Annotated in this window: 23 protein-coding genes; 7 read left to right on the top strand and 16 right to left on the bottom strand. The window is 69.8% G+C overall.

The features are described from left to right. Positions 1 to 52 precede the first annotated feature (52 nt). A complete protein-coding gene (locus tag OHA61_RS14250; protein ID WP_406303364.1) occupies positions 53 to 1606 on the top strand; it encodes an ABC transporter substrate-binding protein in 1554 nt (517 codons plus the stop codon). 15 nt (positions 1607 to 1621) lie between these two features. Here OHA61_RS14250 and OHA61_RS14245 read toward each other — a convergent pair whose 3' ends face one another. Both OHA61_RS14245 and OHA61_RS14240 read right to left on the bottom strand, forming a co-directional pair. Beyond that, on the bottom strand, positions 1622 to 3142 hold the full coding sequence (locus tag OHA61_RS14245; protein WP_406303363.1) for an ATP-binding protein: 1521 nt from the start codon (positions 3140 to 3142) through the stop codon (positions 1622 to 1624). Beyond that, on the bottom strand, positions 3139 to 3825 hold the full coding sequence (locus OHA61_RS14240) for a response regulator transcription factor (protein WP_361902498.1): 687 nt from the start codon (positions 3823 to 3825) through the stop codon (positions 3139 to 3141). Before OHA61_RS14240 ends, OHA61_RS14245 begins: the two co-directional genes overlap by 4 nt. A gap of 159 nt (positions 3826 to 3984) precedes the next feature. On the opposite strand from OHA61_RS14240, the gene OHA61_RS14235 reads away from it, so the two are divergent. After that, on the top strand, positions 3985 to 6438 hold the full coding sequence (locus OHA61_RS14235) for an MMPL family transporter (RefSeq protein ID WP_406307358.1): 2454 nt from the start codon (positions 3985 to 3987) through the stop codon (positions 6436 to 6438). A 46-nt stretch (positions 6439 to 6484) separates the two neighbouring features. Here the strand turns inward: OHA61_RS14235 and OHA61_RS14230 are convergent, their stop codons facing one another. The 5 genes from OHA61_RS14230 to OHA61_RS14210 form a co-directional block, all read right to left on the bottom strand. Beyond that, positions 6485 to 7189, bottom strand: a complete 705-nt coding sequence (locus tag OHA61_RS14230; protein WP_406303362.1) for a TetR family transcriptional regulator — start codon at positions 7187 to 7189, stop codon at positions 6485 to 6487. A gap of 11 nt (positions 7190 to 7200) precedes the next feature. Beyond that, complete coding sequence (locus tag OHA61_RS14225) at positions 7201 to 7608, bottom strand: thiol-disulfide oxidoreductase DCC family protein (RefSeq protein ID WP_406307357.1); 408 nt, start codon at positions 7606 to 7608, stop codon at positions 7201 to 7203. A 5-nt stretch (positions 7609 to 7613) separates the two neighbouring features. Further along, the gene (locus OHA61_RS14220) at positions 7614 to 8057 is read right to left on the bottom strand and encodes a hypothetical protein (RefSeq protein ID WP_389372569.1); all 444 of its coding nucleotides are present in this window, start codon (positions 8055 to 8057) and stop codon (positions 7614 to 7616) included. A 142-nt stretch (positions 8058 to 8199) separates the two neighbouring features. Next, positions 8200 to 10713, bottom strand: a complete 2514-nt coding sequence (locus tag OHA61_RS14215) for a DUF4132 domain-containing protein (RefSeq protein ID WP_406303361.1) — start codon at positions 10711 to 10713, stop codon at positions 8200 to 8202. Next, positions 10710 to 11966: an MFS transporter gene (locus OHA61_RS14210; RefSeq protein WP_406303360.1), complete on the bottom strand. Its 1257-nt coding sequence runs from the start codon at positions 11964 to 11966 to the stop codon at positions 10710 to 10712. The genes OHA61_RS14215 and OHA61_RS14210 overlap by 4 nt, the downstream gene beginning before the upstream one ends. Positions 11967 to 12059: 93 nt before the next feature. Here OHA61_RS14210 and OHA61_RS14205 point away from each other — a divergent pair, with 93 nt between their 5' ends. Continuing rightward, on the top strand, positions 12060 to 12614 hold the full coding sequence (locus tag OHA61_RS14205; RefSeq protein ID WP_406303359.1) for a MarR family winged helix-turn-helix transcriptional regulator: 555 nt from the start codon (positions 12060 to 12062) through the stop codon (positions 12612 to 12614). Here OHA61_RS14205 and OHA61_RS14200 read toward each other — a convergent pair. Then, positions 12544 to 13473 carry an SMP-30/gluconolactonase/LRE family protein gene (locus OHA61_RS14200; protein ID WP_406303358.1) on the bottom strand — a complete coding sequence of 310 codons (930 nt, stop codon included), beginning with the start codon at positions 13471 to 13473 and terminating at the stop codon, positions 12544 to 12546. The genes OHA61_RS14205 and OHA61_RS14200 overlap by 71 nt on opposite strands. Positions 13474 to 13550: 77 nt before the next feature. Between OHA61_RS14200 and OHA61_RS14195 the strand changes: the two genes are divergently transcribed. Next, positions 13551 to 13994, top strand: a complete 444-nt coding sequence (locus OHA61_RS14195) for an Lrp/AsnC family transcriptional regulator (RefSeq protein ID WP_406303357.1) — start codon at positions 13551 to 13553, stop codon at positions 13992 to 13994. Between the two features lie 75 nt (positions 13995 to 14069). Here OHA61_RS14195 and OHA61_RS14190 read toward each other — a convergent pair whose 3' ends face one another. From OHA61_RS14190 to OHA61_RS14165, 6 genes are all read right to left on the bottom strand, one after another. Then, complete coding sequence (locus OHA61_RS14190) at positions 14070 to 14609, bottom strand: hypothetical protein (RefSeq protein WP_266486803.1); 540 nt, start codon at positions 14607 to 14609, stop codon at positions 14070 to 14072. Between the two features lie 134 nt (positions 14610 to 14743). Then, positions 14744 to 15502: a succinate dehydrogenase iron-sulfur subunit gene (locus tag OHA61_RS14185; RefSeq protein ID WP_361902513.1), complete on the bottom strand. Its 759-nt coding sequence runs from the start codon at positions 15500 to 15502 to the stop codon at positions 14744 to 14746. Continuing rightward, the gene (gene sdhA / locus OHA61_RS14180; protein WP_324972753.1) at positions 15502 to 17256 is read right to left on the bottom strand and encodes a succinate dehydrogenase flavoprotein subunit; all 1755 of its coding nucleotides are present in this window, start codon (positions 17254 to 17256) and stop codon (positions 15502 to 15504) included. Before sdhA ends, OHA61_RS14185 begins: the two co-directional genes overlap by 1 nt. Before the next feature lie 20 nt (positions 17257 to 17276). After that, positions 17277 to 17768: a succinate dehydrogenase hydrophobic membrane anchor subunit gene (locus OHA61_RS14175; RefSeq protein WP_266486806.1), complete on the bottom strand. Its 492-nt coding sequence runs from the start codon at positions 17766 to 17768 to the stop codon at positions 17277 to 17279. Positions 17769 to 17776: 8 nt separating this feature from the next. After that, positions 17777 to 18157 (bottom strand): succinate dehydrogenase, cytochrome b556 subunit, encoded by a 381-nt coding sequence (gene sdhC, locus OHA61_RS14170; protein ID WP_324972748.1) that lies wholly within the window; start codon positions 18155 to 18157, stop codon positions 17777 to 17779. Positions 18158 to 18324: 167 nt separating this feature from the next. After that, positions 18325 to 18861: a 2-oxo-4-hydroxy-4-carboxy-5-ureidoimidazoline decarboxylase gene (locus tag OHA61_RS14165; RefSeq protein WP_406307356.1), complete on the bottom strand. Its 537-nt coding sequence runs from the start codon at positions 18859 to 18861 to the stop codon at positions 18325 to 18327. A gap of 338 nt (positions 18862 to 19199) precedes the next feature. Here OHA61_RS14165 and OHA61_RS14160 point away from each other — a divergent pair, with 338 nt between their 5' ends. Then, complete coding sequence (locus OHA61_RS14160) at positions 19200 to 20747, top strand: beta-N-acetylhexosaminidase (protein WP_406307355.1); 1548 nt, start codon at positions 19200 to 19202, stop codon at positions 20745 to 20747. 46 nt (positions 20748 to 20793) lie between these two features. Here OHA61_RS14160 and OHA61_RS14155 read toward each other — a convergent pair whose 3' ends face one another. Then, a complete protein-coding gene (locus tag OHA61_RS14155) occupies positions 20794 to 21036 on the bottom strand; it encodes a FitA-like ribbon-helix-helix domain-containing protein (protein ID WP_406303356.1) in 243 nt (80 codons plus the stop codon). 179 nt (positions 21037 to 21215) lie between these two features. Between OHA61_RS14155 and OHA61_RS14150 the strand changes: the two genes are divergently transcribed. Then, positions 21216 to 21980 carry a DUF4328 domain-containing protein gene (locus OHA61_RS14150; protein WP_406303355.1) on the top strand — a complete coding sequence of 255 codons (765 nt, stop codon included), beginning with the start codon at positions 21216 to 21218 and terminating at the stop codon, positions 21978 to 21980. A 330-nt stretch (positions 21981 to 22310) separates the two neighbouring features. Continuing rightward, positions 22311 to 22895 carry a hypothetical protein gene (locus OHA61_RS14145; RefSeq protein ID WP_406303354.1) on the top strand — a complete coding sequence of 195 codons (585 nt, stop codon included), beginning with the start codon at positions 22311 to 22313 and terminating at the stop codon, positions 22893 to 22895. Between the two features lie 28 nt (positions 22896 to 22923). Here the strand turns inward: OHA61_RS14145 and OHA61_RS14140 are convergent, their stop codons facing one another. Further along, a complete protein-coding gene (locus OHA61_RS14140; protein ID WP_406303353.1) occupies positions 22924 to 23421 on the bottom strand; it encodes a hypothetical protein in 498 nt (165 codons plus the stop codon). Positions 23422 to 23599 lie beyond the last annotated feature (178 nt).

The following is a 23599-nucleotide window of genomic DNA, read 5'->3' as shown; positions in this document are numbered from 1 at the left end:
TTGGCTGAACGCCTTATCACGAACAGGGGTGGGCGTGAAGAGGAGCTTGGCGATGCAGTCGATCCGTCTGCGGATACTCGTCACTTGTGCGGTGGTCCTGGCCGCGGCCGTCGGAGGCTGGCAGTTATTGCCGTCCGAGGAGGAAAGCAAAGCAACGATCACTGTCGGCACCACTGATGTGGTCACATCGCTCGATCCCGCGGGGGCGTACGACGCGGGCTCGTGGGCCATGTACAGCAACGTCTACCAGTCGCTGCTGACCTTCAAGCCAAATGGCGTCACGCCGGTCCCCGACGCCGCCCGGGACTGCGACTTCGTCGGGTTGACGCTCCAGACGTTCCAGTGCGAGCTGCGCGACGACCTCACCTTCGCCAACGGCCGCAAAATCACCGGCGAGGACGTCAAGTACTCCTTCGAGCGGATGCTGCGCATCAAGACGGACGTCGGCCCGCAGCCACTCTTCTCCACGCTCAAGAACGTCAGGGCCCGGGGGCAGACGGTCACCTTCAACCTCCGTACGCGCGACGCGACCTTCCCCCAGAAGGTCGCCACCGGCGCGGGTTCGATCGTCGACCGCAGCCAGTACCCGGACCAGAGCCTGCGCGAGGGCGAGAGCGTGGACGGTTCGGGACCGTACCTGCTGAAGCAGTACGAGCCCGGGGTCAGGGCGCGGCTCGTGCCGAACCCCAGGTACAAGGGCGCACTGACAAAGACCGGCGGGCCGGTACTGATCCGCTACTTCGAGGGGGCCGATCAGCTCGCGGAGGCATGGAAGGCGGGACAGGTCGATGTGACCCACCGGCAGCTCCCCGCGAAGCTGATCGCCGGTCTCGACCCGGGCGATTCGGGCATGCGCGTCAGCGTGGCGGACACCGCGGAGATCCGCAATCTCGTCTTCAACGTACGGCCCGGCTCCCCGATGGCGAAGAAGGCCGTACGGCAGGCGGTCGCGTGGGTCATCGACCGCCCCAAGGTGGTCACTTCGGTCTACCACGCCACCGTGCAGCCGCTGTACTCGCTGATCCCGCAGGGGACCCTGGGGCACACCAACCCCTTCTTCGACGCGTATCCGCAGCCCAGCGCGAAGCAGGCCCGGGAGCTGCTCGACGACGCCGGGATCCGGACACCGGTGAGCTTCACCCTGGTGCACCGCGCCGACAGCGGCCCGGCGCAGGAGGCGGCCGAGCTGCGTCGCCAGCTGGAGGCGACCGGGCTGTTCAAGGTGAAGGTCGTCGCCGTGGACTGGAAGGTCTTCCAGAAGGGCTACGGGGCCGGCAAGTACGACGCGTACACGCTCGGCTGGATCCCGGACTTCCCGGACCCCGACAACTTCACCCAGCCCCTCGTCGGCAAGGACTCCACTCTGCACAGCGGCTACGAGAGCAAGACCGTCGACAGTCTGATCGCCTCCACCCAGCAGTACGGCGAACGCCCCCGCGCCACCAACGACTTCAAGTCGATCCAGCGGGAGATCGCCGTCGATGTGCCGCTGGTGCCGCTGTGGCAGGGGAAGGACTACGTACTGAGCAGCGAGGACATCAGCGGCGCGCAGTATCTGTCGGACGGCACGGGTGTCTGGCGGCTGTGGGAGCTGGGCTGGATCTGAGGGCCCGACCGGCCCCTACGTCTTGACCGTACGGGCGGCGGCGGCCGGGAGCGTGACCGTCACCGCGAGGCCGTCTCCCGGCGCCGTCCTGACGGCCACCTCGCCGGCGTGCGAGGCGACCACGGCCTGCACGATCGCCATCCCGAGGCCGCTGCCCGCGGGCCCGCTGCCTTCCCCGCCCGCGCGGAAGAAGCGGTCGAAGATGCGGTCGGCGTCCTCGGGGGTCATGCCGGGCCCCTCGTCCGCGACCCGCAGCCGGACCGCGCCGGGACCGCGACCCTCGCCGTCCTCGCGCTCCAGCTCCACCCGCAGCGGCGCGTCCGCCGGGGTGTGGGCGCGGACGTTGCCCAGCAGATTGCCGACCACCTGCCGCAGCCCCGACTCGTCGCCCTGCACGATCATCGCGCCGTCGGCCGAGACCGCGAGCGGGCGCTGCGGCTGCTGGGCCCGCAGATCGTCCACCGCGTCCCGCACCAGACGGCTCAGATCGACCGCGCACACCCCCAGTTCGGGCTGCTGGTCGAGGCGGGCCAGGGTCAGCAGCTCCTCGACGAGCCGTCCCATCCGGTCGGCCTCCGCCGTCATCCGGGCCAGCGCGCGGGCCCGGTCGGCGGGCTCGCGCAGCATCCCCTTGTCGTACAGCTGGAGATAGCCGCGTATCGCGGACAGCGGTGTACGCAGCTCGTGCGAGGCGTCCGCGACGAACCTGCGCAGCTGGGCGGCGCTGTGCTCGCGGGTCTCGAAGGCCGACTCGACCTGGTGCAGCATGGAGTTGAGGGCGGTCCGCAGCTGCTCGATCTCGGTGACCGGATCCCGCCCGGCGGGCACGCGCCGGGTCAGATCGCCCTCCGCGATGGCGGATGCCGTCTCCACCATGTCCTCCAGCGGCCGCAGCCGGTGCTTGGCGCCGAGCATGGTGAGCAGCGCGAGCAGCGCCAACAGGACGGTGCCGAAGGCGAGATCGAGTTTGAGCGCCTTCTTCAGCGAGGAGTGCACGGACCCGGTGTCGGTCGCCAGGACGACCACCGTGCCGTCGCCGAGACCGGTCGCGACCGTGCGGTAGGGATCTCCCGCCACGCTCACGTCCCGCGGCCCGGGGGAGTGCGCGAGCGCGGCCGGATCACCGACCGCGGCGGCGAGTTCACGCTGGCGCCCGGTGGGGGCGATGCCCGCGAGGGAGATCGGCTCACGGTTCGCGTCGACGGCCACCATGATCGTGTCGGAGCGCGGAAGACCGCCCGCGCCCGTCTTGCCGAACTGCGCGGCCAGCTCACTGATGGCGGTGATCGTCTCGATCTCCTTCTGCGTGAACCCCGTCCGCTGCAGCGCGGTGCGGCTGCCCATCAGCTCGGTGTCCACGCGGTCCAGCAGATAGTGCCGCATGCCCATCAGGCTCACCGCGGTGGCCGCGACGATGCCGAGGGCCAGCACGCAGACGTTCACCAGGGTGAGTTTGGCGCGCAGGGAGTGGATCGCTCGGTGGTGGTGCCTCGCGCGGGCCCGTACCCAGCGTTTGGTGCCCTTCCAGCACCTCATGCCAGCCCGTATCCGAAGCCCCGCCGGGTGGTGATCAGCGGCGGCCCCAGGGGATCCAACTTGCGTCGCAGATAGCTGATGTAGGTCTCGACGACGGTCGACTCGATCTGGTGCTCGTACTGCCAGACATGGCGCAGCAGCTGCTCCTTGGGGACGATGCGCCCGCCGTTGCGTACGAGGAAGCGCAGCAGCGCGTACTCGGTGGGGGTGAGCTGCACCGAGCGGCCGGCGCGGCGCGCCGCGTAGGTCGCGTCGTCCAGTTCGAGATCGCCGTAGCGCAGCGGCGGCCGTGCGGGCAGCACATCGGCGGGCCGGGTGCGGCGCAGCACCGCCCTGATACGGGCCACCACCTCGTCGACATTGAAGGGCTTGGTGATGTAGTCGTCGCCGAAGCCGAGCGCGCCCACGATCTCGGCGGGCGCGTCGCGCGCGGTGAGGAAGACCAGGGCCGTCTCGGGCCGCGTGTCGCGCAGTTCACGCCCCAGGGCGCGTCCGTCGCCGTCCGGGAGCATGACATCCAGCAGCGCGACATCGGGACGCGTCTGCCCGGCCAGCTGTCGCGCCTGCCGTACGCTTCCCGCCGTAATCACCTCAAAACGGTGATAGCGCAGGGCGATGGCAAGGACGTCGGCGATGCTCGGCTCGTCCTCGACGACCAGCACGGTCGCTCCCTCGTGGTCCATGTCCTCAGTATCGGTGTGATCCCCGCGCGCGGAACCGGTCACTGTCTGGGAGTTCCTTGAGAGTCATGGCCGCGCCACGCCACGAACCCTGTCCACGGCCGATTCTGAAGACCGGCCCGGGGGAGACGGATCGACGAAGGGGCAGGAATCGTGGCGGCATTGGCACGCTGGTGCTATCGGCACCGGCTGGTGGTCCTGGTGCTGTGGGTGGGGGCGCTGTTCGGCCTGGGGGCCGCGGGCAGTTCGGCGGGCACCAACTACTCCAACAGCTTCAGCCTTCCGGACACCGACTCCACACACGCGTACGACCTGATGGTCACGGCATTCCCACAGAGCTCGGGCGACACCGACACGGTGGTGTGGCGGGTCTCCGAGGGCTCCGTGCGTGACACGGCGGTACGGGAGCGGATAGAGCCCGCGCTCAAGGAGATCGCGGGCATGAAGGGCGTGGGCGACGTCGCGAGTCCCTACGTCCCGGCGGGCGGGACGCAGATCAGCAAGGACGGGCGTATCGCCTACGCCCAGGTCACCTTCGCCGAGCAGGCCAACGGGGTGCCCAAGGAGCTGGTCGAGGACGTCGTCGACACCGCGCAGGACGCCGGGCGGGCGGGCCTCCAGGTCGAGCTGGGCGGGCAGGCGATCGCACGCATCCAGGAGCCGCCGACCGGCACGGCCGAGCTGGTCGGCATCGCCGCCGCGGCGGTCGTGCTGTTCCTGGCCTTCGGCTCGTTCTTCGCGATGGTGCTTCCGCTGGTGATCGCCATCTTCGGGGTCGGCACCGGAATGCTGTCGACGATTCTGCTCAGCCACGCGACGGATGTGCCCGAAGTGGCTCCGCTGCTCGGTTCGCTGATCGGCCTGGGCGTCGGCATCGACTACGCGCTGTTCATCGTCACACGTCACCGCAAGGGCATTCTGCGGGGCATGGCGCCCGAGGACTCGGCGGTCGCCGCGCTGAACACCTCGGGACGCGCGGTGCTGTTCGCGGGCGGCACCGTGTGCATCGCACTCGCCGGAATGCTCGTGATGAACATGCGGTTCCTCGACGGCGTGGTGATCGCCACCTCGCTGACGGTCGTCCTGAGCGTGCTCGCCGCGATCACGCTGCTGCCCGCGCTCCTCGGTGTCCTGGGCATGCGCGTACTGAGCAGGCGCCAGCGGCGCAGGCTCGCCGCGAACGGTCCCGAGTCCGTCGAGCCCGGCGGCGCCGCCGCCCGCTGGTCCGTGACCGTGCACAAGCGTCCCAGGTCCATCGCGCTGGTCGCGCTCGTGGTGATGGCCGCGCTCGCGATCCCCGTGCTGTCCCTGCGGCTCGGCGCGACCGATCAGGGCAACCACCGCAAGGACACCACGACCCGGCAGGCGTACGACCTGCTCGCCGAGGGCTTCGGCCCCGGCTTCAACGGGCCGCTGCAGCTGGTCGCGAAGGATGCCGAACCGGCCGCCGTCCAGAGCCTGGTGAGCAAGGTGCGTGCCACGGAAGGTGTGGCACAGGTCGTCGCGCTGCCCTCGAAGCCGGGCTCCGGCATCACCGTGATCCAGGTCGTCCCCACGACATCGCCGCAGTCCGAGCAGACTGACCAGCTGATCGACACCCTGCGCGGTGAGGTCATCCCGCAGTCTGGCGAGGAAGTCCATGTCGGCGGAGTCACCGCGATCTTCAAGGACTTCGCGGCGGTGACCGGCGACCGGCTGCCCTACTTCGTCGGGACGATCATCGCGCTCGGCTTCCTGCTGCTCCTGATCGCGTTCCGCTCGCTCGTCGTCCCGCTGACCGCCGCCCTGATGAACCTGATCGCGGCCGCGGCCTCCTTCGGCGTACTGGTCGCGATCTTCCAGTGGGGCTGGGGAGCGGAGGCGCTGGGCCTCGGCAAGGAGGGCCCGATCACCGCCTTCCTGCCGGTCATCATGCTGTCGCTGCTGTTCGGCCTCTCGATGGACTACCAGGTCTTCCTGGTCAGCCGGATGCACGAGGAGTGGGTGCATACGAAGGACAACGCGCGGGCGGTTCGCGTCGGTCTCGCCGAGACCAGCCGGGTCATCAACAGCGCAGCCCTGATCATGATCTGTGTCTTCAGCGCCTTTGTGCTGAGCGGTGACATGGAGGGCGCGATGGCGGGCATCGGGCTCGCGGCGGCGGTGGCGCTGGACGCGTTCATCCTGCGTACGGCTTTGGTGCCTGCGGCGATGCATCTGCTCGGGAAGTCCAACTGGTGGCTGCCGGCGGGTCTGGAGAAGCGGCTGCCGCATCTGGCCGTGGAGCCGAAGGAGGATGCGCCGGAGCTCGCGCTGTCCGTGCCGGGTCCGGGCTCCGAGCCGGGAGCCGGGGCAGGTTCAGGGGCGGGCGGGTCCGCCGTGCACGGCTTCGTCCGTACGGAGTCGGGCGAGCCGGTCGGGGAAGCGATCCTCACCCTCGTCTCGCCGGGCGGCAGCCAGGTGGACCGCGTGGAGTCGCTGGCCGACGGCTCGTACATCCTGTCCGCTCCGGCCGGTGGCGCGTACATGCTGGCCGCGACGGCGGGCATCCACGAGCCCTGGGTACGCCACATCATGATCGGCGGCGATCCGCTGGTCCACGACGTGGTCCTGTCGGACCTGGGCGTGAGCCGCTGAGCGATCCGGGTCCGGGGCTCCGGGCAGGAGCCCCGCGCCCGGCCGGCTACTTCTTGCGGGCGGCGACCGTCTCCGCCATCCCGGGCAGGAAGTCCGTGAACAGATCGTGCACTTCGTGTACGAGCGGTCGCAGCACCCGGAAGCGGGAGAGCGCGACACCGCGGGTGGTCAGCCGGGCGCCGCGTTCAGCCAGCCGCCTGGTGCGCTCGCGGCCCTCCGAGCGGTCGAAGACCCAGTACAGGACGAGTCCCATCTGGGACAGCCACATCAACTCGGGCAGGGCGTCCGCGAGTTCGTCGGCGACCTTGGCCTTGGAACCGGCCAGCACCTCGCGGTGGATGGACAGGGCCGCCTCGCGGGCGTGCTCCGACTCGGGGGAGAACGGGCTGAGCGGGCTCTCAGGGTCGGCGGCGTTCTTGAAGAACTGGGCCGCGAACTCGTGGTACGGCTCGGCGATCTCCAGCCAGGACGTCAGCACCCCGGCGAGCCGGGTCTCCAGGTCCGTCTCCCGGTCCAGGATGGGCCGGACCGCCGCCTGGTGCTCGGCGCCGATCCGGTCGTAGAAGCCCTGGACGAGATGTTCCTTGGAGGCGAAGTAGTAGTACGCGTTCCCCACCGAGACACCGGCCTCTTTGGCGATGGCCCGCATCGTGGTCCTGTCGTAACCGCGCTCCTGGAAGAGACGGAGCGCGGTCTCGAGGATGAGCGTGCGGGTCTGCTCGCTCTTGGGGGCCGCCTTCACTTCTGTCACGGTGTCCGAGCCTAACCGGGAACGGAGCACCGGTCGTCGCAGGGCGCAGGGCCGGCCGCTCCCGCCGCGGTCGCCTCGCGGTACTTGGACGCCGCGAGCATCGTCACCCGTACGAACGGCAGGCCTGCCGGGGTCGCGAGCCAGTGGGCTCTTGGCCGGTACTCGGCCAGCGCCCAGAGGCAGACGATCCAGGCGGCGGGGCCGGTGTAGATCTGGCCCCTGTCGCCGATGACGGTGATCTCCCGCAGGGTCGCGGTGTGGTCGAGGCGCGGATATCTGCGCCGCGCCTCGGCTGACCCCGCGGGCACCAGGTCCAGCGGTACGAGCTGCCTCTGCCGCAGCAGCCAGCTGCGCAGGTGGACGCAGAGGGAGCACTGGGCGTCGTACAGGACGGTCAGTCCCCGGACCGGGGTGCCCATCGCGCTCACGCCCCGGTGGGACCGGTGGCCGGCGCGGCCCACGGGCCGGGGCCCGCCTGGGTCGTCCAGCCCTGCGGCCCGACCGGCGGAGTCTGCTGGCGCTCCATCACTCCGCGCCGGCGGATCTTGTTGAGGACCCAGACATTGCCGAGGTGCATGACGCCGAGGACGAGGAGCACGACGCCGAGCTTGACCGAGAGCGCCTCGAAGAGCCCGCGGGCGTCCTCGACGGCATCGGCCGCCTTGAGGTAGAGGGCGACGAAGCCGAGGTTCACGAGGTAGAAGCCGACCACCAGAAGGTGGTTGACGGCGTCGGCCAGCTTCTCGTCCCCCTGAAGGACACTGGCGATGAAGATGCGTCCGTTGCGGCTCAGGGTCCGCGCGACCCAGATGGTGAGCGCGACGCTGATCAGCAGGTAGACGACATACGCAACAACGGTGAGGTCCATCCCCCACCCTCCATTGAACGTGTTCAAAAGCTGGCAGTCATGACTGTAGACCTCCTTTTGAACATGTTCAAGCGATGGGCGTGGCGGGGTAGGGAGTTGGTGGGTCTGGTCGGTCCGGTCCGGTCGGTCCGGTCGGCTTCGCCTACGCGTCGCGCCGCAGTTGGGCCGTGATCGTGCGGTCGGTGATCCTGGCGTCGTCCGCCAGCACAAACGCCGTCGACAGGATCAGCGACAGCAGTCCGCCGTCCTCCTCGAAGGGCAGAAAGAGCCGCTCCCCGCCCGCGCCCGCCGCCGAACGGTCCACCGGGATGCGCAGATACGCGTCATCGGGCTCCCGCAGGATGCTCCCCGAGCCCAGATGGATCTTGTACGTGTGCAGCTCGCCGCGCACCCTCAGGAACCGGTCGGTGAGCTCCACGCGCTCGGCGATCCGGGTCCGCGGCAGCAGCCGGGCCAGCGACTGGCGGCGTATCCGCGCCGACTCGGTGAGTTCGCCGAACGCCCATCGCTCCCAGTACCCGTCGTGCGCCCGATCCTCGCCGCCGCCCTGCCACTGCGGATCCGCCCCGATCGACGCGACTGTCACGAACAGGTCGGCGTCCCGCATCGCCTCGGTCAGCACCAGCCGCGGTACGGCGGCGAGCTCGGCGGGCTCCCACGGACCGCGCGCCCCGCCTCGCCGCTCGAAGCGCAGCCGGTCCGTGGAGCACAGGGAAGCCAGTCCGCCGTCCGACTGCTGCTCGACCAGTCCGAGATGGAACCTGGCACGCCAGAACTCGCCCTCGCCCAAGGTCAGTTCACCGGCGCGCGGCAGCTCCCGCACCATCTCGGCGGCGTATCCGTCGCTGAAGTACCCCAGATGGTTTCCGGCCCAGCCGCGCTCCACCAGCAGCGCCTTCGCCTGGTTGTAGCGCAGGATGTGGCCGGCGAAGCGGTTGGAGTAGGTGCGGGTCTCCTCCTCGGCTGGGGTGAGCGGATAGACCTCCCGGAAACCCTGCTTGAAGGGCTGGCGCAGCTCGCGCTCGGTGAGCTCCTCGCGCCAGGTCCGTATCTCCTCGGCGTCGGCCCGGACCGGATGCCACAGCCGCAGCACGGCCCTGTCCGTCACGGGCACGGCGGTACCGTCCGCCCCGGCCAGTGCCCAGCCGCCCGCCGTACGCTCCGGCAGTCCGGCCACCCACTGCTCGCCGTCGTCCGCGCTCGCCTCCCAGATCAGCGTGCGCGCCAGGGTGCCGGTCACCGGATGGTCGATGTAGTACCGCTCCCAGTCGGCTGCCGCCCATCGGGTGCCCGCCATCAGATGCTCTTCCAGCCGCGCGCGCTCGACCGGCATCAGTGTGCGCACCTGCTTCAACGCGGTCCGGATGTCGGTCAGTTGCTCGCCGTACTCCTCGCGGACCGCTTTCGGCGCGGACTTCAGCACCTGGCCCTGCGGCCCCCGGAAGGACAGCGCGGGTGTCCCGGACGCGGTGACCGACAGGACCGCCGTGTAGTCGCCCAGCGCCTGTTCGCGCATACCGCGCGCATCGAGGCCCACGGACGGCACGGCCCGCTCCCTGAGCATCGACGGGGTGATCCCGCCGCGCTCGGCCACGGCCTGCAGGGCGGCGGTGATGCCCTTGAGCACGGTGCGGTTGCGGATGGTGCGCTGCAGGCGGCCGAGCCAGTCCACTGCCTGCTCGCCCTGTGTGCCGCCGAAGTCGCCGAGGACCGCGACCGCGGTCGTGGCCATCTTGCCGTTGCGGCAGTAGCCGCCTGAACCACCCGTCCCCGTACCGGAGTTGAGTGCGACCGCGCCGACGGCGGGCACCACCCACTCCGCCCCGATGTCCGCCGCGGCCCACAGCAGCCCGCGCACCAGCCGGGTGTTGCCGTCCGAGGCGATCCCCGGCCAGGTGCTGCCACTCACCCAGGCGGGAGCCGCGACCCGGTGCTCACGCTGGTCGCCCATCCCTTCCAGCAGCGCCCGCACGGTCTCCTCGCCCTGCTCCGTGCCCGCCAGGAGAGCCCCGGCCTGCCTGCGCCACCGCTTGGTGGCGCGCACCTGGCCCTGGGCCGCAGAGTGCTCCAGGAACGCGGCGACGCCCGGCCCGGCGAGCAGCTTCGCGTGCTCTGTGCGCATCCGCGGCCCGAACTCGTCCTCGTCGTCGAGCAGGACCGGCGGCAGCCCCGTGTCGTCGGAAGCCTCCGGCCCGATGAGGGCGTCCAGCCGCGCCCGCATCGCGAAGTTCTCGGATCCCTCGTCCTGCCCTCCCCAGGCCGACAGGGACACCTGACGCGCGGCCCGCAGCAGCCGCCGGTCGTAGCCGCCCGCCTCCTTCGCCGCGGCGAGAGGCAGCCGGGCGAGCGCCCCGAACTGCCGCAGCAGCTGCCCCGGATCGACCAGCGCGTCCGCTCCCACCAGGCGCCGCAGCAGCGTGTCGGCCTCCGCGGCACTCCAGCCGAGGCGCTGCTCCGAGAGCCAGGGCACCGCCCAGTCGTCGGCCCGGTCCGCACCGCCGTGGCACAGATTGCGGTGTATCCACAGCGCGGCACGCCGCCGTTGGCCGAGGGTCAGGGACTCCAGCAGCTCCCGCACCGGCGTACCACCTCGGGTGCGCTGGCGCACCCCCGCCTCGTACAGCCTGGTCTCCAGGCCGTCCGTCGTCACCGTCATCGTGCCGGTCCCCTCCCCGAGCTCAACTCCTCCTGACGGTACGGGCCGCCACTGACAGTCGGCTCGGCGGACCCGAATCGCCGCACTCCCGGCACCGCCGCCGTGCCCAGGCAGGCCGCGCCCACCACGACCGCCGCGACTGCGAGCGGCACCGCAGGGCCCCAGGCCGCGGCCGCCAGGGGCGCGAGCGCGTACCCGACCGGCATCGCCGCGAGCGAGAGCAGCCAGTCGTACGAGGTCACCCGGGCCAGCGTGTGCGCCGGGATCGCTCGCTGGACCGAGGTCTCCCAGATGGGGGAGAGGAAGCCGAGCCCGGCCTGGGCGATGCCGTACGCCGCGATGGTCAGCGGGGCGGGCGCGGAGAGGGCGAGAAGTGCGAGCGGCAGCACATAGGTGGCGAGCCCCAGGTTGGCCATCAGCACCGGCCGCCGGGGCCGCGCCCGGCCCGCGGCGATCGAGCCCAGCAGCAGTCCGACGGCGCCGGTCTGCAACAGCACGACCCAGGTTCCCTGACCGCCCAATTCCCGTACGGCGATGGCAGGTCCAAGCGTCATCAGCACCGCGGCCGCGCCGTTCCACGCGGCGTGCGCGACCAGGCTGGTCCAGTACCAGTCACGGGAGCGGACCTCGCTCCAGCCCTCCTTGAGGTCGGCGACCAGCGGGCGGCGCGGTATCGGCAGATGCCGGACCCGGATCGCCGCGAGCAGCAGCGCGCTGACCGCGAAGCTCGCTCCGTCGAGCACGAAGGCCCAGCCCGGCCCGACGGCGTAGATGAGCACGCCTGCGAGCGCGGGCCCGCCGAGCCGCGTGGCGCTCTGGGCGACCCCCATCAGGGCGTTCGCCTTCGGGAGTTCGTCCTTGGTCACCGTGCCGGTGATCAGTGGTGAGACGGTCGGCATCGCGAATGCTCCGGCCGCGCCGCCGACCGCCTCCGCGACGGCGATGTGCCACAACCTCGGCTCACCACCGAGGAGTTCGGCAGCCACCAGGAGCTGGGTCAGGCCCCGCACGACATCGGTGGTCAGTGCGACCGTACGGGCGTTGAAGCGGTCGCCGAACACGCCGCCGAGCGGCAGCAGCAGGAGCCTGGGCAGCATCGCGCAGCCCAGGACGAGGGCGAGCGCGCCGGTCGAGCCGGTGGCCTCGTACACGGCGAGGGCGAGCGCGGCGGGGATCGCGGAGTCGCCGAGGAGGGAGAGCGTGCGGCCGAGGAAGAGCAGCCGGAAGGCGCGCGTGCGCAGGGGGTGAGCCATGGCCGGAAGAGTATTTCGATACCGAATAACTTGGCAACGAAATATCTCCCGCCGAAATATCCTGCACCGAAGGGTCTGCGTACCATCGTCGCCATGGAGCACCGCGACTGGACCGACGAGCATGTGGCGCGCTGGAAGCCCGTACTGCCCGACCTCGACCCCGACATCGAGGGTGCGGTCACCCGGATGATGAGGCTCACCGTCCATCTGCGGCGCGTCCGCGAGCAGTCGCTGGTCGTCTTCGACCTGGACCGCCCCGAGTACGACACACTCCACAAACTCGCGGGCCGCGGCGGCAAGGCGGCCCCCTCCGAACTCGCCGCCGACCTCGACCTCGCCCCCGCGTCCGTCACCGGCCGCCTGGACGCACTCGAACGCCGCGGCTTCGTCCGCCGTACGCCCTCCGCCTCCGACCGCCGCCGCGTCGACGTCGAACTCACCGAGGCGGGGCGCGCGACCTGGCTGGGCGCGATGGATGTCCTCGGCAACGAGGAGTACCGCCTGCTCGGCGTCCTCGATGAGGACGAGCGCCGTCAGCTCAACGACATGCTCCGCCGCGTCATGCTGGCCGCCGAAGCTACGGGCGGCGGATCCGCGGAGCCCCCGTCACCGACATCACCAGCGAGTACAGACCCGTCGTCGCCGTGATGAACAGGCGGTTGTTCTTCGGGCCACCGAAGGCGATGTTGGAGACCGCTTCGGGGACGCGGAGCCTGCCGATCAGCGTGCCGTCCGGGTCGTAGCAGTGCACTCCGCCGTCCATGGCCGCCGCCCACAGGCGGCCCTCGTCGTCGAAGCGGATGTTGTCGAAACGGCTGACGTCGTCCATCACTTCGGCGAAGACCTTGCCGTCGGAGAGGGTGCCGTTCTCGCGGACACCGAAGACGCGGATCTGGCCGGCGCGGGTGTCGGAGACGTACAACTGCCGCTCGTCGAGCGAGAAGACCAGGCCGTTCGGACCGTCGAAGCCGTCGGCGACCAGACGGACCTCGCCCGTCGCCGGGTCGGCGCGGTAGACGTTGCACGCGCGGATCTCGCTCTCGGCGCGGAAGCCCTCGTAGTCGCTCGTGATTCCGAAGTCGGGGTCGGAGAACCAGACGGAGCCGTCGGACCGTACGGCCGCGTCGTTCGGGCTGTTGAGGCGCTTGCCCTCGAAACGGTCGGCGAGGACGGTAAGCCTGCCGTCGGGTTCGGTGCGGGTGACGCGGCGGTTGCCCTGCTCGCAGGAGATCAGCCGGCCCTCGCGGTCGAGCGTGTTGCCGTTGCTGTGCCCGGCGGGGGAGCGGAAGAGGCTGGTCGCGCCGGTGATCTCGTCCCAGCGCAGCATGCGGTCGTTGGGGATGTCGCTCCAGATCAGCTGCCGCCAGGCGGGCAGATAGAGCGGGCCTTCGGCCCAGCGGCAGTCGCCGTGGAGCTGCTCCAGGCGCGCATCGCCGTTGGCGCAGCGTCCGGTTCGGAAGCGGTCGTCCAGGATCTCGTATATCGAGGCGTCGTCGATGGTAGACACGGTCAGGCCCTCCAGGCATTCAACTGAATGAGCTTCGGCCTGACATGCATATCCCGGAATGGGGTATGGTCGCAAGCGTGGATGACATTGATCGTGAGCTCGTAGCCCTGCTACAGGAGGACGCCACTCAGGCATACGCCGCGCTGGGCAAGGCCGTTGGCCTCTCGGCGGGCGCAGCGCACGAGCGGGTGAGGAAACTGCGTGAACGCGGAGTCATCCGCCGTACGACTGTGGAGGTGGACGTGGCCGCGCTCGGGCAGGGCGTGCTGGCCTTCGTCATGGTGGAGTCGTCGGCGTGGATGGGTGAGTCGGGGGCCGCGTTCGCCGCCATCCCGGAGATCCAGGAAGCGCACATCATCGCGGGCAGTGCGTCGGTGCTGGTGAAGGTGCGCACGGCCACGACGGAGCAACTGCAGGACGTGCTGCGGCGGTTGTACGCGATCGACGGCGTCAGTGGCACGCAGGCCACGGTTTCCCTGGAGACGTTCTTCGAGCGTCCCGTCTCCCCACGGGCGGGCTGACCCGACTCCCAGCCCGCCCGTCAGTGGCGGCATCTACCCCTTGGCGTACCGGGGCTGACCCACAACGCGTGACCGCTACATGCTGGCGAGCGAACGCGCGTAATTGATCTGACCCATGACCTGCTGGAACGTCTCCGGGCCTCGGGCCGGGATCATCGTCGAGTGGTGCTTGCCGCCGCTCGTCACCGTGACCTGGATGAAGCCCGTGGTCTTCTTCTCCTTCATCAGCAGGAACAGCAGCCCCAGCAGACAGAAGATGAAGAAGATGACCGCGAGCACGATGGCGTGGGTCGGCATCTTCTCCTCGGTGTGCGACATGTCGGTGGCGTTCCACACCGAGCCCCGCAACGGCAGCGTGCCCGCGGGAGTCACGATCGAGTCGCCCATGACACTGATGTCACCGATCGACACCAGCGGCGCCCCGCCCATCGCGGCCGGAGCCCCGGCCGGTACGGGGAGAGCGGGCTGCGTCTGGCTGTAGTCGGGAGCCTGGTTCGGGTACCCGTACCCCGGCGCCTGGTTCGGGTAGCCGTAGGCCGGCGTCCCCGGAGGCTGCGTCGGCCCCCACTTGTACTCGGGCTCTCCGTCAGCCGCGTACGGATTGGGCTCGCTCATGGTCTCGTCCCCGCTTTCCTGCTGCTCATGTCAGACGTCCCCGATCCTGCCAGGTATCGCCTCGCCCGGTGAACCCCGGGCACCAAAGGGCCCCGCCTCACACGAAGTTGAGACGGGGCCCCGGTACAGGTCGGTCAGAAGCGACGCGTGATCAGCGCGCGCTTGACTTCCTGGATCGCCTTGGTGACCTCGATACCGCGCGGGCAGGCGTCCGTGCAGTTGAACGTCGTGCGGCAACGCCACACGCCGTCCTTGTCGTTGAGGATCTCCAGCCGCTGCTCCCCGCCCTCGTCACGCGAGTCGAAGATGAAGCGGTGCGCGTTTACGATCGCCGCCGGGCCGAAGTACTGGCCGTCGTTCCAGAACACCGGGCACGAGGACGTGCACGCGGCGCACAGGATGCACTTGGTGGTGTCGTCGAAGCGCTCGCGGTCCTCGGCGGACTGCAGACGCTCGCGCGTCGGCTCGTTGCCGGACGTGATCAGGAAGGGCATCACATCGCGGTACGCCTGGAAGAACGGCTCCATGTCCACGACCAGGTCCTTGAGGACCGTCAGGCCCTTGATGGCCTCGACCGTGATCGGCTTCTCCGGGTTGATGTCCTTGATCAGCGTCTTGCAGGCGAGCCTGTTCTTGCCGTTGATCCGCATCGCGTCGGAGCCGCAGATGCCGTGCGCGCAGGAGCGCCGGAAGGTCAGCGAGCCGTCGACGTCCCACTTGATCTTGTGGAGACCGTCGAGCACACGCTCCTTCGGGTCGATCTCGATCTGGAAGTCCTGCCACTGGGCCTCGTCGGAGACCTCGGGGTTGAAGCGGCGGATCCGGAAGGTGACCGTGATGTAGGGCGAGGCGGCGGCTTCCGCCTCCACCTTGTCCAGAGTCGGGGTAGCCATCAGTACTTACGCTCCATCGGCTGGTAGCGGGTCTGGACGACCGGCTTGTAGTCGAGACGGATCGACTCGACGCCGTCGTCGCCCACCTCGCGGTACGCCATGGTGTGGCGCATGAAGTTGACGTCGTCGCGGTTGGGGAAGTCCTCGCGGTAGTGACCGCCGCGGGACTCCTTGCGGGCCAGTGCCGAAACGGCCATGACCTCGGCCAGGTCGAGCAGGTTGCCCAGCTCGACGGCCTCCAGCAGGTCCGTGTTGAAGCGCTTGCCCTTGTCCTGGATGGACACGTTCAGGTAGCGCTCGCGCAGCTCGCCGATCTTCTCGACCGCGGTCTTGATCGTCTGCTCGGTGCGGAACACCATGACATTGGCGTCCATGGTCTCCTGCAGCTCGCGGCGGATGTCCGCGACCCGCTCCTTGCCGGTGGAGTTGCGCAGCCGCTCGACCTGCGCCTCGACCAGGGAGGCCGGGTTCTCAGGCAGGTCGACGTAGTCGTTCTTCGCCGAGTACTCGGCGGCGGCGATACCGGCACGCTTGCCGAAGACATTGATGTCGAGCAGCGAGTTGGTGCCCAGGCGGTTGGCGCCGTGCACCGACACGCAGGCGACCTCACCGGCGGCGTACAGACCCGGCACGACGGTGGTGTTGTCGCGAAGGACCTCACCCTCGACGTTGGTCGGGATGCCGCCCATGGCGTAGTGCGCGGTCGGCTGGATCGGGATCGGGTCCGTGTACGGCTCGATACCGAGGTACGTACGCGCGAACTCGGTGATGTCCGGGAGCTTCGCGTCCAGCTGCTCCGGCGGCAGGTGGGTGAGGTCCAGGTAGACGTGGTCTCCCTCGGGACCGCAGCCGCGGCCCTCGCGGATCTCCGTGTAGATGGAGCGCGAGACGACGTCGCGCGAGGCGAGGTCCTTCATGACGGGCGCGTACTTCTCCATGAAGCGCTCACCGTCCTTGTTGCGCAGGATGCCGCCCTCGCCGCGGGCGCCCTCGGTGAGCAGGATGCCCATGCGCCAGATGCCCGTCGGGTGGAACTGGAAGAACTCCATGTCCTCCAGCGGCAGTCCGCGCCGGTAGCAGGCGGCCTGCCCGTCACCGGTCAGCGTGTGCGCGTTGGAGGTCACCTTGAAGAACTTGCCGGTGCCGCCCGAGGCGTAGATGACGGCCTTCGCCTGGAAGATGTGGATCTCGCCGGTGGCCAGCTCGAACGCGACCACGCCCGCCGACTTCTTGACGCCGTCGACCTCGGTGATCAGCTGGTCCAGGACGTAGAACTCGTTGAAGAACTCCACGCCTTCCTTGACGCAGTTCTGGTACAGCGTCTGGAGGATCATGTGGCCGGTGCGGTCCGCGGCGTAGCAGGACCGGCGGACCGGGGCCTCGCCGTGGTTGCGCGAGTGGCCGCCGAAGCGGCGCTGGTCGATGGTGCCGTTCGGGGTGCGGTTGAACGGCAGGCCCATCTTCTCGAGGTCCAGGACCGCGTCGATGGCCTCCTTCGCCAGGATCTCGGCGGCGTCCTGGTCGACCAGGTAGTCACCGCCCTTGACCGTGTCGAAGGTGTGCCACTCCCAGTTGTCCTCCTCCACGTTGGCGAGCGCGGCGGCCATGCCGCCCTGCGCGGCGCCCGTGTGGGAGCGGGTGGGGTAGAGCTTCGTCAGCACGGCGGTACGGCTGCGCTTGGTCGACTCGATGGCCGCGCGCATGCCCGCGCCACCGGCGCCGACGATGACGGTGTCGTACTTGTGGATCTTCATTGGTCTCGTCAGCCCCGGCTTTAGCGGATGTTCGGGTCGAAGGTGAAGATCACCAGCGTGCCCAGAAGGATGGTGAACACCGTGGCGGTGTACAGCAGGCCCTTGAGCCACAGGCGCGTGTTGGCGCGCTCGGCGTAGTCATTGATGACGGTACGCAGGCCATTGGCGCCGTGCAGCATCGCGAGCCACAGCATCAGCAGATCCCAGACCTGCCAGAACGGGGACGCCCAGCGGCCGGCCACGAAGGCGAAGCCGATCTTGGAGACGCCGCCGTCCAGCACCAGCTGGATCAGCAGGTGGCCGATGACCAGGACGACCAGGACGACACCGGACAGGCGCATGAAGAGCCATGCGGCCATCTCGAAGTTGCCGCGGGTCGCCTTCGGGGTCTTGCCGGTGCGCCTGCGCGGGGCCTCGATGTACGGGGCCGGGTGGTCGACGTCGTAGGGGCTCGTGCCCTCGACGGGACCGACGGCGGAGGTGGTGTCGGCGACTGTGTTGTTCGAAGACATTGTGTGGCTCAGCTCCCGAACAGTTCACGAACAGCGTGGCCGAGCACCGGGTACAGGGCGCCCACCATCAGCACGAACCAGATGGACATCACGATCCAGAACATCCGCTTCTGGTAGCGCGCGCCCTTGGACCAGAAGTCCACGGCGATGACACGCAGGCCGTTGAGCGCGTGGAAGAGAATCGCGGCCACGAGGCCGTATTCGAGCAGCGCGACGATCGGCGTCTTGTACGTGGCAACGACGTCGTCATACGCCTCGGGGGAGACGCGGACGAGAGCGGTGTCCAGCACGTGTACGAACAGGAAGAAGAAGATGAGGACGCCGGTGACTCGATGAGCCACCCAGGACCACATTCCTTCCCGGCCGCGGTACAGCGTTCCAGCCGGCACGGAAGAACCCTCCGAAAGCGGGGATTGGGGCCATGCCGGCTTCTGTGTCGGTCTGGCCCGGCCGGGTACGGTCCACCGGCCCCGGCCATCGTAGCGACGACTTGTCGGTTCGCTCGCCCGGGGTCCATAGGTGTGATCAAACAGGCAATCAAACAGCCTCGGACGGGCTATCGGGAAGCCCCCGCGACGTCTGATTCCGGATGGTTGGCCACTACATGCGCCAGTCGGGAGCGGGCGAGGCCGCGCAACTGCTCGGCCGAAACGGCCCGCTCCTCGTCCCGTTCGTGGCCGAGCCGGGTGCGGATTCCGGCCAGCACCTGGTCGAGGTACTCCTCGGGGCGGTATCCGTCGAGGCTGATCACGAAGGCGTGACCGAAGCGGCTCTCGTACGCGGCGTGGGCGGCGCCCAGCGCGGTGTGCGCCGCCTGGGGCGCGCCCGGGTGGAGACCGGCGGAGGACTCGTCGGCGAGGGCCTCGGAGAGGTCGGCGTGCGAGAGGTCGTAGCTGGCCTCGTCGGCGGCGGCGAGGAGGGCGTCGACATCGGGGTAGGGGCGATGGGCGACCAGCCGCTGGGCCCAGCGGTGGCTGCCGCAGCAGGCGAGCAGGGTCGCTTCGGCCGCGTCGGCGGCCGCGGTGTTGAAGCGATCGAGACCGGGTTCGCCGCCGCGCTGGCCGGGAAGCTGGGGCGAGAGCGTGGCAGGTATGGCCGAAGAGGCGAGCGCATGCTGGGTGTGGTGGAGTGTCGGCGGTCGCTTCGGGAGGCCGGCGTGGGATTCGCTGGACAGCGTGGGCTCCTCGAAAGGGACAGCAGGACGGCTGGGAAGTGTGGGGTGGATGAGTCCTAACGCTATCCGGGGCTGCCGGAAGCTGTCCGACGGATGCGCGATTTTCACCCGGACGGGAGAGTTTCGACTCGTGTGATGGACGATGGTGGGGGAGGTTCGCGGTAGTTACGCCAGATATTGGAGGTATCCGGGTGGTACGGCACTTTGGGTGTGCCAGGTTCACGGGCGCCTTCCTCGCCGCGGCAGCGGCCTTCTCGATGACGCTGACCGGCTGCTCGAGCGACGAGCCGCCCACGGCGGCCGGCGAGACGCGGGGCGGAACCAAGGCCCCCGCCGCCGTGAGCCCGTCACCGAAACCGACACCGACACCCTCCAGGACCTACCCCCTCTCCCGGGCGCCCGCCACCATCCCCGCCGTACGCAGCCACGAGGCGGCGCGCGGGCCGGGCTGGCGGCCGGGGCCCGGCGGCGGCGTCGTCATCGCCAAGGGCAGCGAGGCGCTCGCCGACGAGGCGCGGCTGCTCGCCGACGAGCTGAAGCTCGGCTACCGCGGCGCGGTCGCCGCCCGCGCCGGCGACGTCGAGCTGGCGCTCGGGGCCGGGGGTGCGCGCGAGTCGTACACCGCCCTCACCAGCGGCGGCCGGGTCAGAATCACCGGACCCGACGAGGCGGGTGTCTTCTACGGGACCCGGACCCTCAAGCAGGCGGTGAAATCGGGCGGCGCGATGCCGGAGGGCGTCATACGCGACCGGCCCGACCGGCCGCAGCGCGGCCTGATGGTCGATATCGCGCGCAAGCACTTCTCCGCCGCCTGGATCGAGGCCCGGCTGCGCGAGATGGCCGACCTCAAGCTCAACCAGCTCGGCCTGCACTTCTCCGACGACCAGGGCTTCCGCATCGAATCGGACTCGCACCCCGAGATCGTCTCGAGCCGGCACCTGACCAAGGCCGAGGTCCGCCGGATCATCGACCTCGCCGCGCGGCTGCACATCACGGTCATCCCGGAGATCGACTCCCCGGGACACCTCGGCGCGGTGCTCGCCGCCCATCCCCAGCTCCAGCTGCGGGACGCCGCGGGCAGGCCGGTGCGCGGGGCGATCGACATCGGACAGCCCGCCTCGGCCGAGATCGTGGACGAGCTGCTGAAGGAGTACGCGGAGCTGTTCCCCGGCGCGTACTGGCATCTCGGCGGAGACGAGTACCAGGCGCTGGTCCGGCGGAACCCGGAGGCGTCCTTCCCGCAGCTGGCAGCACTCGCCCGCCAGAAGTACGGCCCGCAGGCACGGGTTCAGGACCTGGCGACGGCCTGGGTGAACGACCGCGCGGCGGTGGTGCGCCCGCTGGGCAAGAAGCCCAAGGCCTGGAACGACGGCTTCTTCCGCGGCGGCGTGGTGAGGGCGGACAAGGACCTCGAGGTCGAGTACTGGACGGGCAAGGAGATCGGGGCCCGGCCGCCGCTGGAGTACCTTCGCGAGGGCCGGCGGCTGGTCAACGTCAACGACGAGTACCTGTACTACGTGCTCGGCCAGCCGCAGACCTTCGTCTATCCGACGGGCCGCCGGATCTACGAGCGGTGGACACCGTTCGTGATCCGCGGCACCCAGCCGGTGCCCCGTAAGTACTCGTCCCAGATCCTGGGCGGCCGCTTCGCGGTCTGGTGCGACCTCGCCAACTCCCAGACCCAGGAACAGGTGGCACGCGGCATCGCGATGCCGCTGCGGGCGACGTCCCAGAAACTGTGGGACCCGCGGACACCGGGGCGGAGCTGGCAGCAGTTCCAGGAGCTGGCGCGGAAGCTGGGCTGAAGCGCGGCCGGGCGCCCGCCGGGTCCCTGCGTCCTTCGCGGGCCGTTCAGTTGCTCTCGGGCGGGGACGCCGGGGGAACGGTCTTCTCGTTCAGCGCATCGCCCGTGGACAGCTGAGCCGTAGCCCGCTCCCTGATGCGGGCAACCACGTCCTCGAGCGCCGGGCCGGCAGCCTCTTCCTCAAGCAGGGTCCTCGCGTACGCCTGCAAGGACTGCCGTTTGCGTGCAGCCCTTGCCTTCAGCTCGGTGAGTGCATCCTCGGACAGGTCCCGCACGTAGAGAGTGGCCATGCAACAAGAATGGCAGCGGGGCAGGAGCTGGCGCGGAAGCTGGGCTGAACTGGGGATTCATGGTGGACGGCACCAGCCGCCGAGGCATATTGTCCGCGGGCGACCGCGCGCCGTACAGCCCGGTCTTCGCGACGTCTCTGGGGAGGGGCGTCTTCTCACCCGTGGGGGGCCGCTCGGCCATGCTCTGCTCGAATTGCCGGACCGACGAGGCGGCGACCGCCGAAGGACTCTGCCAGGCCTGCTCGGTCGCCGCGGTCGACATCACGCCGCCCGGGCCGCGGGCCCGGGGTGTTCTGCGTTCTCCGGTGGGCATCTCGTACGCCGTCGTGGCGCTGCTCTGCCTCGTCATCGCGACCGACCTCTTCTCCGTCGTGGCCGCGGTGGGTCTGGGGAACCTGACGGCCACGGCCTACTCCGACGCGGATCTGGAGCAAGCCACGTCGCTGTTGGACACCGCGGGAGTCACTCAGGGGATCGCGCAGCTCGCCACCCTGTTCGTCTTCCTCACCTGGTTCCAGCGGGCCCGGAACAACGCAGGTGTCTTCGCGCCGGATCTCCAGCGGCGCGGTGCGGGGTGGGCGACCGGCGGCTGGTTCGTCCCGTTCGGGAATCTCTACATCCCCCGCGCGATCACCGCCGACATCTGGGCGGCGAGCCGGCGCGACCCGTACGGAACGGGGAAGCAGGAGCCGCACACCGTCGTCAACGTCTGGTGGACCGCGTGGCTCGCCACGACCCTGATCAATCCGGTCGCGGGCAGCCAGATCGACTCGGCCGACACTCCGGACGCCTTCAGCGCGGGCGCGGACGCCTTCGTCCTCGCGGGAATCCTCGACATCGCTGCCGCCCTCCTGGCGATCGTCGTCGTCCGCAGGCTGACGCGCATGCAGTACGTCAAGGCGGCGCTCAGGGCGAAGCAGGTCTCGAAGGAGGCCGCGGTGTGAGCCCGCCCGGGGGTGTGCGGGCCCACACCAGTCTTGGGTCGCGGCGGTCCCAACAGGGCGCTCTGCAGGCCGAGTTCCAGGTGGCCAGAATGTAACAGAGTTGTGGCGCATATGTGTGTGCCCGGCACGCGAAAGTGTTCCGGATCAGGTCGCCGATACGGTGGCGGCCGGGGTGCCGAAGGGAGTACTTTTCGCCAAGCGGCCCGCGGCTGAACCGGGGACCTTTCTTCTGATTCCTGGAAGGAATGGGTATTCCTGGCCGGCGCAGTGACGCATTCGAGCCACGGGGCGCAGTAAGAGGAAGTACTGCGTCCGCGATGGGAGGCGTCCGTGGCGTCGAAGAGCCTGAGGGAACTGATCGCACAGGCGGATGAGCGAGGCCTGGCCGCGAGCGGGCTCGCCTGCCTGGACCGCTGTCTGCCCGTGCTCGCATCCGAGGCCGACGCGCTGCGTCCGCTCTGGGCCGGCCTGGTGGAAGGCGAGGAGGACTGGTCGGGGCGGCTCGCCGAAGCCAGAGCGACCATGGAGAGCGCCGCCGTCGAGGACGAAGCCGCAGCCCTCGTACGTCAGATGCTCGGTGCCGCGCCCTCGGAGTGGGAGGCGGACCCCCTGCGGGAATGGGCGGACGACTGCTCCGTCGCCGCGCTCGAACTCCACAACCGCTTCGACGCGGGCTCGGGCGCCGACGAACCCGCCGCTGCCGAAGTCGTCGACGTACTCAAGCGCTGCCGCGAGGGCGAGCCGGACGGAGCGGGACCACTCGTCGCCGGTGAACTGCGCCGCCAGATCCAGATCCTGGAGATCCTGGCCGACGCGCAGGGCGGCGTCGGGCTGCGCCAGGCGCTCGATGTCTCGATCGAGGGCCAGCGCGTGCTGCGCGCGGTCGTCTCGCGACGGGCGCGCGTCAAGCGCTGAGGCGCCGGATCGGGGGCGAGCCCGGGGGTCAGTGCTGCCCGGCCGGTAGTTGACCGGTGCAGGTGGCTCGTCCGTAGCTGCCTGACGCGGTGGCGAGTTGTACGTGCTTGCCGCGGATGGCGAGCGAGCAGCTGGCCTGGCCGCCCTTGTCGTCCAGGACGAGGCCGATGGTCGGCGCCTTGCCGAGCGGTACCTGGACCGTCTTCTTCCAGGGCAGCGCAACGCGCTTCTCCACTGTTGCCTTGCCCGACTCGCTACGCGCGAGGTACGAGAGCTCGGCCGTGCCCTGTCCGGTCACCTCGTAGGTCACCTCCGCGGTCGGGATGGCGCGTGGCTCGGGCTTCTCGTCGGTGTTGAGGAAGCCGTACCCGATGAGCCCGCCACACGCGAGCAGCGCCACGGCGGCGATGGCCAGTCCGCGGCGGTCCGGCCCGCCGCTCTTTCCGGCGTCCGCCGGGTTCGTGGCTTCAGTTGATTCAGCGGACTCGGCGGACTCGGCGGATTCAGGCGATTCCGTGGATGGCATGACGCACCGGCTTTCAAGGAATTGACTCTCTTCGGAACCGGGCGTTTATACACGACGCGGCCCGCCCGGCGCGAGCGAGCGGAAGAAACGGGCGAATCGACGCTCTTTTCAGGGGTCAACTGTCCCGATTGTCCAGGGGGTTGACTGGGCGTCACTCCAGTGACTAGAAAACACGCCG

The organism is Streptomyces sp. NBC_00885 (genome assembly GCF_045207475.1).
Lineage (GTDB): Bacteria > Actinomycetota > Actinomycetes > Streptomycetales > Streptomycetaceae > Streptomyces.
The sequence above is the reverse complement of the archived record's forward strand: the minus strand, read 5'-3'. Positions and strand labels throughout refer to the sequence as shown.